Raw genomic sequence first — 11,791 nt, 5'->3', positions numbered from 1 at the left:
TCAGTAAGGGTGCCTGGTTTTGTGCATTCCCGCCTGGCGTAGGGTTTTCATTTTGGGAAATACAATGAAAAGGCTAGTATAAGCCTATGGGAGATACCTTTAATAATACCCAAGTACTTCAGTATGATTTTTTATGCCTAAGCGGCTTAGTTTGGGTTAATTTGACCGTACAGCGCTGTTGTGATTTATAGCTGGAACCAATATAATGTATATCAATATGAAAATCATATGATGTAACCCATAAATCATTCCGGGCTTCCTAATTTAATAGTCAGTAAAAGAGAGGTTGCGCAGCCGTCAACCTCTTTTGCATTAGGGACCGGATTCTAAGAACAAATATTAAAATTATATGGAGGTGAGCCTATTCTCTCTACCAAGCGAGAGATAGGGAGTTATTGGACCCTGCGTCTATGCTGTTAAATTTACTTCTGGTAATGTTGCTTGTGTTATTAAATGGTTTCTTTGTTGCCGCTGAATTTGCCATGGTTAAGGTACGGAGCACCCGGATTGAAACCCTGTTACAGGAAGGGAACACCCGTGCCAAGTTTGCCAAAAAAATTGTCGATCATCTTGATGCGTATTTATCGGCCTGCCAGTTGGGAATTACCCTGGCCTCACTTGGCCTGGGCTGGATCGGGGAACCGGCTGTTGCCGCAATATTTGAACCCATTATGCTGGAATGGGGGTTTTCCAGCCAGGTTGTCCACACGGTTTCTTTCGTCATTGCCTTTTCCATCATTACTGCCTTACACATTATCCTCGGCGAATTGGCCCCTAAGTCTTTGGCTATACAACAGGCAGACCGGGTCACATTATGGACATCAGTGCCATTGATTGGCTTTTATAAGCTAATGTATCCGTTCATATGGATTTTAAATACGATCTCGAATTGGATTCTCCGTATGGCCGGTATTCAGGTTGTCAATGAGCATGAAGCTGCCCATACGGAAGAGGAAATCCGCATCTTAATGGAAGAAAGCCATAAGCAGGGGTTTATTAATAAGACGGAACTTACTTTTGTTGATAATATTTTTGATTTTGCTGAAACAAATGCCCGGGAAATCATGGTTCCCCGTACTGATATGGTGTGTTTGGATATACAGGATACTTTTGAGGAAAATCTGGATAAAGCGCTGACAGAGGAACTGACACGTTATCCCGTGTGTGATGATGATAAGGATAATATTGTTGGTTTTGTTCATATCAAGGATATATTAAAAGCAATTGCCAAAGGGGAAAAACCTGAGTTGCGGGACATGCTGCGGGAAGTAACGGCAATCCCTGAAACCATGCATATCAGTGATTTATTGAAAGTATTGCAAAAAAACAGGACGCAAATGGCGATTGTAGTTGATGAGTATGGCGGCACGGCCGGTTTGGTCACCGTCGAAGACATCCTGGAGGAAATTGTCGGTGAAATTCAGGATGAGTTTGATGAAGAGCGTCCTTGGATTGAAATAGAGGACGATAACACATACTCGGTAGACGCCCGCGTATTATTGGATGAATTCAATGAATTCTTTGCATTGCGGCTGGCAACAGAAGAAGTGGATACATTTGGTGGCTGGATCAGCCTGCATATAGAATTGCCCCCAAAAGCAAACAGCAAAATTGAACACCAAGAATACGAGTTTACTATTACTGAGGTTGATCATATGCGCGTAACCAGAGTGCTTGTTAAAAAGATGAACCGCGATCCGGAGGGTTTGGCCTAACCCTTGGCCCCGGGCCGGCTGCTGTGGGAAAAGCCTGTCTGAGGAAAACCAGGCAGGCTTTTCTAAACAGCGGTACCGGAAGCTCGGTTGTGACATCTTTTTTAATATTCGCTAACCTTCCACTACCTGACAATTGACACTTGATATTCAAAATGCTATACTAATTATCGTTACTCAAGAGATACTATTCTGCCAACCTGCGATTATGCCGATTTGTCCTGATTTTTTAAAGGCCATTTTGCCTTTCTTTCGTATTTCCTTGGTAGGTGAAAAGTTGATTTTTTAGGTCAAATAGAGTATTATAAGCAAGTAGAAACATGGCTCAAGTACAAATCATAACAACATGCGCCCGTAGCTCAGGTGGATAGAGCGGTGGTTTCCTAAACCGCGTCAGCCGGTGGTTCGAGTCCTCCCGGGCGCACCAGAAAAAATAAAGCCTTCCGGCATTTGCCCGGAGGCTTTTTGTATTTTGTCATACTTTTGTCACACTTCCACATTATGCTTGAAGTAGCAATTAGAGGAGGGACAATTTATGAATATCCTGGTTAAGAAAACGATTGTTTATTCCCTGGCTGGGATCATGCAATTTGGTTTGTTTGCAACCGTAGCCGAGGCTTCCGCAGTATATAATGATGATTCGCAGCGTATTGTACAGCTTGCCCGCCATGATCGGCACGACCGCCACCGGGACCGGTATGAGCGGGACCGGCACGAAAGGGAGCGGTATGAAAGGGAGCGGCGGCGGGAGCATAATGAACGGCTGCGCCGGGAAAACGAACGGCATGAACATGAAATGAAGCGCCGCCCCTTTGAGAGCAGAAAGGCCTGGCATGAGCGGCAAAAACGCGAGATCCAGCGGCATAAGAGAGCCGTATATGAGATAACGAAAATGTTCCGTCACCGCTAATATTCATTTAGCCCCGCTTGCGGGGGCTTTTTTTATCCTGATAGAAAGTCTAACTTTCCCTGGATAAGGGCAACATCGGCTTTCGCTAAGGCTCGGCGCAAGCCGTGTTTTCTTTATGTCCTTTTCTGCTTGGCCTTTTTGCGGATTGGCTTATTATCACAGTAACAGATCCGGGGTGGAGATCATAGGATATAACGTACATCACTTCGCTACACAAAAAATAAAAGGAGGTCTTTTCTATGGGATGGGGAGGATTCGGTGGCCGCGGTGGTGGTAGTTGGTTTATCATCATTATCATTATTATTTTACTATTATTCTGCTTTGAAGATGACTGCAACTCCATTTGCTAACATGTAAATCACCCGTTTTATCATGAGGCACAGCCAATTTGTGAGGTTACCGCCCGCTTATGTTTTGGCTCGTGTAGGGTCGTCTACCGCCTGGTAGACGACTTTTTGTTTTGGGTCAAACAAATAGGACCCCTGTTGATACTGCCCGCCCGCAATCATTATTCTTGGCGGAGTTTGGCATTTTTACGGATTTTTATCGTGCCAACGATAATTTCCGGCAGCAGCACAAAAAACAGACCGATATAACCCACTGAACCATAGCCTTTGACCACAATATTGGTTAAACCGAATACTGAAATTCCTGTACAAATTGCTATGGTAATAAAGGAAATTGCTATCCGGCGGGCCCGCAAACTGTTCAAAATTCCCTTTCCAACCAGAACCGGTTCGAAACGGGCCACTGTGGAAAATACCAGGGATATGCCTGTACCCAGCAAGGCGACAAATAATATGACACTATATAATATTTTTAGCCAGGGTAAACCAAGCTGCACGGTGACAAAGTACACCGGCAGGGTCTGGTCAAGAATTTCCGGGCTAAACCCTAATAACATAATACAGACAACCGCCAGGAAGATCCCGTTTAAGAGGCTGCCAAAGAGCATAAACATATTGCATTCTTTTGTTGTCTTTATATGGTGGGAAACAGAGATAATAGGCAAAACAGTAAACGCCTGAAAGCCGATATAAATCAGCATGTACCAAACCGCATCACCAAAGCTGGTGCCAAAGGTTTCCTTAGCCGTTAAAACCTGCTGAAAATTAAAGGCTCCCATTTGAATGCCCAATACACAAAGTATCAGTAAGGTAACAATCAAAAAATAAGTTTTTAGATTTAAGACTTTAATGATTAGTTCACTGCCAAAGATAGTCAATAACAGTAAAATAAAGCCTACAGCCACTATCCCCACTCCATAGGGAACCCCCAGCGAGCTGTTTAGCAGGGCGCCGGAACCGGCGATGGCGGTACTTACACCACAGGCGATCAGCATGATAAAACCAAACTCAAAGACGAGGGAGAAGTATTTCTCATAAGGATGGAACAGGGCATCTCCAAAACTCTTATAATCATAGGTTTTATAATCTTTGGCCAGGACCAGCGCATTTCTGTGCCCCCAGCCCAGCAGTACCATCGCCACTAGTGGCAGAAAGACCGAATACCAGCCATATTTCACAAAAAAATTTACTTCCTGGTTGCCGGTGGCAAAGCCACCCCCACTATGTGTTGCAAACCAGACCGCCGCCATAGCAAAAGCTGTCCCGGCAGAACTAACTTGTTGGTTTCCCATATAGCGCCCTCTTTTCTGAAGTTTATTAAATGCAAAAGCCCCTATTGACATTTAACGTCAATAGGGGCGAGGTTATCGCGGTACCACCCTAACTTAGGCTCATTACTCAACCAATGCGTATATCGGCTGATATCTTTAACGCAGATAAACGCTGTAGCCTAATAAGGGTTGCCCTTTGTTTCAGCCAAAGAATTCCTGGGTGAGTTTCGCAAATATCTGCACCGATTTTCACCAGCCACCGGCTCTCTGAAAGCAAGATTATGTTTGCATATTGCCCAATCATCATTTTTAATCAATGTAAATTATTTGCTAGTATACGCCTGCAGACGGATAACTTTGTTACATTGTTGCACGAATAATGGTATTTGTCAATATAAAATTGTAACTGTTTCCGGAAATAAAACGGCTGTAGACGAGTCAACAGGGCTTTTTTTTGTGGCTGCATAACTATTGATGGTGTTGCATGCCGGTCATGAAATTAATAAAGGCCTTGGCCGAGCTTGTTAAATATCGGCTTCTATTCCAGGCCAGCACAATCTGAAAATGAATTGCCTCAGATAAAGGGCAGCTGTAAATAGTAGCATATTTTTGGGCAATGGCATCAAAGAGAAAGGAGATACCGATTTCCAGTTCAACTAAACTGATAATGGTCTCAACCTGGCTGGATGAAAAAACAACCTGAGGTACGAAGAGATGTTTTTGACATTCCTCCAGCACAACCTGGCGATTGTAAGTATCTTCTTTAAGTAAAATGAAGGGCTGATCGCGCAGCTTGTTAAAGGGGATACTTGACAGGGTGCTGAGCGGATGGTGGTGCGGCAGGCAGACATGGATCTGACCTGTGGCAATTGGCAGTATTTCTAAAGCGGGGGATAAGTGGGATTGCGTTATTATGCCAATATCAATCCGGCCTTGTTCTACCAAGTTGTGAATAGTTAACGAGCCGCCTTCCACGGCTGAGAGTTCGATGTGGGGGTATTCCTGGCGAAACTTGGCAAATATTTGCGGAAAGAGAAAAATCCCGATCATGGGGGGAATGCCGATTTTGATTGACCCTTTGGGAAAGGCTTTGAGGTCGTTTATCTCGTTGATGGAATCGCTGACATGGGTGAGGATCGTATTAACCCGCTGTAAGAAGACTAAGCCCTCGGCGGTTAGCGTGATTTGCCGGTGTGTCCTATAAAACAGCTGGATACCAAGTTCTTCCTCTAATTTTTGAATGGCAATTGAAATAGAGGGCTGAGCGACATGCAATTCTTCGGCCGCCTTCGATATGCTATTTAAACGACAAACCATTTGGAAATACTCTAATTGCCGTAATTCCATGAGTGACCCTCCTTTGTATAATATATAACTATATTAACATAAAAATTATATATTTTAAATTTATATATAGCTGAGATATACTATTATCAAACAGGAAAATGATTTTGATTCATGAATATAAATTGAGGTGAAAGACTATGCGGAACAAGGCTATTACAAGCATGGCGGTCGGTACTCCGGCTGTCACCTGGGAATTGCGGGGCAATTCCGGCTTTATAGGTAGAAAACATTTGCAGGCTATGAGGGCGGCGCAGGCTATATTAAGCGGCGTTGACACTTATGATATGACTATTTATGATTCCTTAAACTGTGGCAAGCTGGCAGGTTTGATCAGATATCTGCGTCAACCATCCTGCTGAGCAAGCCTAGGCTATCGACCCGTGAACTGAAGTTTACGGGTTTTTTTATGAAAAAATTTAGACACAATTACCAGCAGTATTTTTATAAGCCGGAAGCCTGAGATTGACTGCTGCCGGCAAAATCGATACAATTAAAATGTAAATTAAAGTAAAAGCTATAATCGATACAGCGCACTGGCAATACCTCGTCTGCGCCAGCGGCAACGGGAGGAGCTTAACTGTAAAACGCAGATTGAGACTAACAGGAATAGACTCGATGGGAGGAAATGGCGATGAATTTTACCCCGGGATCAGAGATTATGCCCAGAATAGATCGGTTCCAGGCGGCTTTGCGCAGGCAGGAGCTTGATGGGGCCCTGATTGTGCTGAACAGTGATATGTTTTACTTTACCGGTACTGTGCAAAATGCGATACTGTATGTGCCGGCCAGGAACGAGCCGCTGCTTATGGTAAAAAAAAGCTTGCAGCGGGCTCGCAGCGAGTCACCATTAAAAAATATTGTCCCTATTAAGAGCCCCAAAGAAATTGCGGGCATCATCAATGACCAGTTTGCTAATCCTGTTAAACTCGGCCTGACCTTGGACGTCTTGCCGGTCAATCTGTATCATATTTATAAAAAAATGTTTCCCAATGTCGTATTCAGTGATGTGTCGCCGTTGATCAAAGAAATCCGTGCCATTAAATCGCCCTATGAAATTGAGCTTATCCGTGACTCCCTAAAGGTAATTGACAAGGCTTTTTCGGCAGTTCCGGCCTTTTTGCGCGAAGGCATGACCGAGATTGAAGCCGCGGCCTTATTTGAAGCGGAAATGCGTAAACGGGGCTACTCGAATTGCTGTAAAATGAGGGCGTTTAATCAGGAGTTGTTTTTTGGCAATTTCTGTACTGGCAACAGTGGCGCATTCCCCAGTTTCTTTGACGGGCCCGTAGGAGGCGTAGGGGTTAGTCCGTCCCAGCCGCAGGGGGCAGGCTGGAAACCGATCCAGCGCAATGAGGTCATTTATATTGATTATACTTGTGTACTGCAAGGTTATACAGGCGACCAGACCAGGATATTTTGTATCGGCGAGCTTACTCCCCGGCTGGTTAAGGCCTATGAAGACGCCTTATTCATTGAAGCGGAAATAATTAAAGCCATGAAGCCGGGGATACCGGCCGAGGAGCCGTATTTGCTGGCTGTTACTATTGCCGCCGAACTGGGCTACAAAGACTATTTTATGGGTTACCGGGAGGACCAGGTCAAGTTTATTGGTCACGGCATCGGCCTGGAGCTTGATGAATGGCCGATACTGGCCAAGGGCCTGACTGCTCCGGTCATGCCAGGCATGACTTTTGCGCTGGAGCCAAAGTTTGTGTTTCCCGAAGGGGCAATCGGGACGGAAAGCAGCTTTGTAATGACGGAAAACGGGCCTGTACAACTGAGCCTCACACCCAATGGCATTACCTACATCAAGTAAGCGCCGCTTAGGGCTGCAAACGCCGGCAACCAGGAGGGAACGAAGTGGCCGAACCTTTAAAAGCGGTCTATAATCAAGAGTTTTTGCAGCAATTCAGTGCAAAGGTGCAGGGGGCTTATCCTGGTTTTAACGCCTGGGGTTTTATCACTGATGCAATTGGCAAGCAAGCGGAGTGGGAACAGCTGGCGCTAAAAGCCCGTATGCGCAGAATCACTCAGACCCTGGGGCGGTATTTGCCCGGTGACTACCAAGAGGCGCTGCATATCTTATATGCCATCGACGAAAGCTGCAGCGGCTTTCCCTATTTGTTCTTCCCGGATTTTGTGGCTGTGTATGGCCAGGCTGAGGAACACTGGGAGCTGTCTATGGCAGCGCTGGCCAGATTTACAGTGAAGTCATCGGCTGAGTTTGCGGTCAGACCGTTTCTGCTGCGCGAGCCTGTACGGATGATGGAGCAAATGGCAAAGTGGGCAACAGATCCGAATGAACATGTCCGGCGGCTGGCAAGTGAGGGCTGCCGCCCCCGCTTGCCGTGGGGCGAGGCGCTTTCTATGTTCAAACATGATCCCACTTTGGTTTTGCAGGTACTGGAACTACTGAAAACAGACCCGTCGCCGTATGTGCGTAAAAGTGTTGCCAACAACCTAAACGACATTGCCAAAGATCATCCGGCGGTTGTGCTGGCAACGGCCCGTCGCTGGCAGGGCGTGCACCCGCACACAGACTGGATTGTGCGGCATGGCTGCCGCACCTTGATACGCCAAGCCGAGCCGGAGGCTCTGGCTCTCTTCGGTTATGCCGAACCGGCAGGGGCGGCAGCGCTTATCTCTAGTGCCTCCTTAGCCGCAATGCCGGCACTGCTGCCGGCCGGCGGGAGCTGCGAACTGCGGTATGAGCTTGCTGTCCGGACCGGCGAGCCGGTGCATATCCGTATCGAGTACGGGATTGATTTCGTAAAGGCCAGGGGGCATACGGCGCGCAAACTGTTTTTACTGTCTGATAAAACCGTGGCAGGAGGAACGCACCTGTGCGGGGTTCGTATTCACAACTGGGCGGATCTGACCACTCGTCGTCACTATCCGGGCCGGCACCGGATTGCCCTGCTGGTTAACGGCCGGGAAGTTGCCTATTCAGCGGTTACCCTTGTGGCGGACAAGAAAAGGAAAGATGAGACCGGGTGCTAACGCTGATAATAATCGGGGTTGCTAAGGTTGGCGGAAATACTGCTGAGGGGAAAAGCAGGCAGATTACCAATAGGGAAGCCGCAGATAAATAGCTGCGGTTTTTTTGTTATGATAAAAAATTAAGCTAACCTGACTTTTGGTTTTTGTATAAAGTATCCAATTTCCCGAAAATAGAGCTCCAGTGGATATTTACGATTGCCTTGGGAAGGGTGTATGATATAAGGAAATTATTTTATGGACAGTGACAACGGACGTTTGAACATAGGAGGGGTATTGTGGCTGTAACTTTTGCCCAGAGAACAGAACTGTTGAAAAAATCGGAGATTCGTGAGATACTGAAGATTACCCAGCGGCCGGAGGTCATCTCTTTTGCCGGCGGCCTGCCGGCACCGGAGCTGTTTCCGGTGGAAGAAATGAAGCATATTGCTGTCAGAGTGCTTCAAGAATCAGGGAGTCAGGCCCTGCAATACTCAACCACTGAAGGCTTTGAACCATTACGCAGGCAAATTGCCGCCAGGATGAACAGCCGGTTCAAAACCGTTGTTCAGCCGGAAAATGTTTTAATAACCAGCGGCTCGCAGCAAGCGCTCGATTTTTCGGGCAAGCTGTTTTTGAATGCCGGTGATGTTGTTTTATGTGAAAGCCCTACTTATTTAGCGGCTATCAGCGCATTTGCAGCTTATGAGCCGAATTTTCTGGAGGTGCCTACCGACAATAACGGCATGATTATTGCGGAGCTGGAAAAAATTTTGCAAACGGTTGCTAATATAAAGCTTATTTATATTATTCCCGATTTTCAGAACCCTACCGGCAGAACCTGGTCATTAGAGCGGCGCCGGCAGTTTATCGAGGTTATAGGCAAGTATGAAGTACCCGTAATTGAAGATAATCCTTATGGTGAATTGCGGTATGAAGGTGATCTGCTGCCGGCGATTAAAGCCTTTGACAGTACAGGTCTGGTTATATTTGTAAGCACCTTTTCCAAGACCTTTTGTCCAGGTCTTAGAATTGGCTGGATAGCTGCCGACAGCAGGTTTATTGAAAAATATGTTCTGCTTAAACAAGGGGCTGATTTGCACACTTCCTCCCTCAGCCAAAGAGAAATATCCCTGTATATGGAGGTATACAATTTTGAAAACCATATACAGAGTATAATCAAGGTTTATAAACAGCGGAGAGATGCTATGCTCAATGCCATGGAAGAATACTTCGGCGCAGAAATACGCTTTAACCGGCCTCAGGGGGGGTTATTCACCTGGGTGGAGCTGCCGGAGCGGATAAAGGCGGTCGAGTTGTTGAAACGCTGCCTCCGGCACAATGTAGCGTTTGTCCCCGGCAATTCTTTTTTCCCCAATAGACAGGTGGAAAACATGTTTAGACTGAATTATTCCAATATGCCGGACGAGCGCATCCGGGAAGGAATTAGACGTCTGGCTATGGTAATAAAGGAGTATTGAAGGTCGCGTTTTTGCCTGGGGCCGATCAGAATAACAGTTGCAATATAACCGATATAACTAAGGAAGCAGGAATAAGCATGAAGCCATGGGCGTACGGGTTAATACTGGTTGCCGCCACATTATGGGGCATTATCTCAATTTTTGTAACAGGTCTGGCAGAATACGGTTTTTCTACACCCCAGATTGTGGCGATGCGGGTGGGCATCAGTGCTATTATTTTAACTGTATATGTTGCTATTAAAGATCGCAGCCTGCTGAGAATCCGGCTGAAACATGCAAAGTATTTTCTTGGTACCGGTGTATTGAGTATTGCTTTTTTCAATTGGAGCTATTTTACTGCCATCCGGGAGACCTCGGTGGCGGTTGCTGCCATCCTGCTGTATACGGCACCGGCTTTTGTGCTGGTATTATCCAGGCTGCTGTTTGGCGAAAGATTGACTAAAGGCAAAATTGCGACCCTTGCCGCAACCTTCTGTGGCTGCGCCCTTGTCGTGGGAATTGTGCCTGGCGCGGAAGGGACGATTCCCTTTTCCGGTCTGGCTGCCGGCCTCGGCGCCGGCTTTGGCTACGCGCTGTACAGCATCTTCAGTAAATACGCCCTGCAGTATTATAGTGCGATGACGGTAACGGTTTACACTTTTTGGTTTGCTGTTGCCGCCATGGTGCCGGTAAGTGAGCTGTGGGCAGCGCGCACTTTGTTTTTTCAGTGGCCGGTGGTTGCTTACTGCGCTGGCTTCAGTTTTTTTTCCACCATTCTTGCCTATTGGTGCTACACAACGGCCTTGACTTATGTCGAAGCCGGCCGGGCGGCGATCGCCGCAACCCTGGAGCCGATAGTTGCCACTCTGGTGGGGATATTGTTTTTCGGCGAGGCTCTGACCTCCTGGCAACTGATTGGCATTTTTCTGGTCATCACAGCCGTAGTCTCCGTGCAGTGCAGCAATAATGCCCAGGGGGAAGCTGCGGACGGCCACGAACACCGGCAGGGCGTGCCAAGGAGGAGTTCGCTGTAAAAAGGGCCGGAGTGAAAACTTCTTTGGGAAAGCAGGCACCTATTGATTTTTGGAAACTAAAATACTATAATAGTTTATGAGTTAGGGAAAAAATGACACAGGCCAAGCGTGCCGGTCCCTAAGAACAGGGGGAAGTTAATGGAGGACATAAAAAATCTTATTCTCGATAAGGCCAAAGAGCGCATGGAGCGCTTTGGTTTCAAGAAGACCACGATGGATGAGATAAGCAAGGACTGTAAGATTTCCAAGAAGACCATATACGAGCATTTTACCGATAAAGAAGATATGTTCCGCTGTCTGTTGCTGCGTGAGTGCCATAAAACGATAGAGCTTCTGTTTGCCCAAATGGGAGATATGTCTGACCCGCTTGAGCGTTTAATCCAGCTGACCCGCAGGGCAATAGCGCACTTTAACCAGGATCATTTTATCACCAGAATCCTTAAAGATGATGAATTGTTCCTGGCGTTTATCAACAGGAAGTATCATGAAATGATTGATGAAGAGATTATCACAATGATTGCCGGGATTATTCGGGAAGGAAAGCAGCAGGGCAGGTTCCGTGAAGTTGACGAAAGAATTGTTGCCTATGCCGGCTTTAAACTGTTCCAGGCCTTCAGTTATGCCCGCACGGGGCCGCTGCGCCAGGAGGAAAATGAGCAGCACTATACGGAGGTGCTCATTGATTTTATAGTTAACGCGCTGGTAAAGAAATAGACTGATTTGTCAATGAATGT

General features: G+C 46.6%; 10 protein-coding genes, 1 tRNA gene and 1 other annotated feature. Of the genes, 9 read left to right on the top strand and 2 right to left on the bottom strand.

Features of this window, described 5'->3' with window-relative positions; all coding sequences use genetic code 11:
- The first annotated feature begins 410 nt into the window (after positions 1-410).
- The 3 genes from ACZ481_RS25670 to ACZ481_RS25660 all read left to right on the top strand — a co-directional run bounded on the left by ACZ481_RS25670 (position 411) and on the right by ACZ481_RS25660 (position 2,622).
- A complete protein-coding gene (locus tag ACZ481_RS25670) occupies positions 411-1,715 on the top strand; it encodes a hemolysin family protein (protein ID WP_464768172.1) in 1,305 nt (434 codons plus the stop codon).
- 345 nt (positions 1,716-2,060) lie between these two features.
- A tRNA-Arg gene (locus tag ACZ481_RS25665) sits at positions 2,061-2,139 on the top strand.
- A gap of 108 nt (positions 2,140-2,247) precedes the next feature.
- Positions 2,248-2,622, top strand: coding sequence for a hypothetical protein (locus tag ACZ481_RS25660; protein ID WP_464768171.1), 375 nt, complete (start codon positions 2,248-2,250; stop codon positions 2,620-2,622).
- A gap of 508 nt (positions 2,623-3,130) precedes the next feature.
- Here ACZ481_RS25660 and ACZ481_RS25655 read toward each other — a convergent pair.
- Positions 3,131-4,261: a YkvI family membrane protein gene (locus tag ACZ481_RS25655; protein ID WP_464768170.1), complete on the bottom strand. Its 1,131-nt coding sequence runs from the start codon at positions 4,259-4,261 to the stop codon at positions 3,131-3,133.
- Between the two features lie 59 nt (positions 4,262-4,320).
- Positions 4,321-4,553 (bottom strand) — a binding site (T-box leader).
- Between the two features lie 155 nt (positions 4,554-4,708).
- Entirely contained in the window at positions 4,709-5,587 is an 879-nt protein-coding gene (locus ACZ481_RS25650) for a LysR family transcriptional regulator (RefSeq protein ID WP_464768169.1), read from the bottom strand.
- A gap of 137 nt (positions 5,588-5,724) precedes the next feature.
- On the opposite strand from ACZ481_RS25650, the gene ACZ481_RS25645 reads away from it, so the two are divergent.
- The 6 genes from ACZ481_RS25645 to ACZ481_RS25620 all read left to right on the top strand — a co-directional run bounded on the left by ACZ481_RS25645 (position 5,725) and on the right by ACZ481_RS25620 (position 11,771).
- On the top strand, positions 5,725-5,946 hold the full coding sequence (locus ACZ481_RS25645) for a hypothetical protein (protein WP_464768168.1): 222 nt from the start codon (positions 5,725-5,727) through the stop codon (positions 5,944-5,946).
- Between the two features lie 272 nt (positions 5,947-6,218).
- The gene (locus tag ACZ481_RS25640) at positions 6,219-7,403 is read left to right on the top strand and encodes a M24 family metallopeptidase (protein ID WP_464768167.1); all 1,185 of its coding nucleotides are present in this window, start codon (positions 6,219-6,221) and stop codon (positions 7,401-7,403) included.
- 44 nt (positions 7,404-7,447) lie between these two features.
- Positions 7,448-8,587: a DNA alkylation repair protein gene (locus ACZ481_RS25635; protein WP_464768166.1), complete on the top strand. Its 1,140-nt coding sequence runs from the start codon at positions 7,448-7,450 to the stop codon at positions 8,585-8,587.
- Between the two features lie 275 nt (positions 8,588-8,862).
- Positions 8,863-10,044 carry an aminotransferase-like domain-containing protein gene (locus tag ACZ481_RS25630; protein WP_464768165.1) on the top strand — a complete coding sequence of 394 codons (1,182 nt, stop codon included), beginning with the start codon at positions 8,863-8,865 and terminating at the stop codon, positions 10,042-10,044.
- 77 nt (positions 10,045-10,121) lie between these two features.
- Complete coding sequence (locus ACZ481_RS25625; protein ID WP_464768164.1) at positions 10,122-11,057, top strand: DMT family transporter; 936 nt, start codon at positions 10,122-10,124, stop codon at positions 11,055-11,057.
- Between the two features lie 138 nt (positions 11,058-11,195).
- Complete coding sequence (locus ACZ481_RS25620) at positions 11,196-11,771, top strand: TetR/AcrR family transcriptional regulator (RefSeq protein ID WP_464768163.1); 576 nt, start codon at positions 11,196-11,198, stop codon at positions 11,769-11,771.
- Positions 11,772-11,791 lie beyond the last annotated feature (20 nt).

This window comes from Sporomusa intestinalis (genome assembly GCF_055383785.1).
Note: the sequence above shows the minus strand (reverse complement) of the source record. Positions and strands in the feature narration are given on the sequence as shown.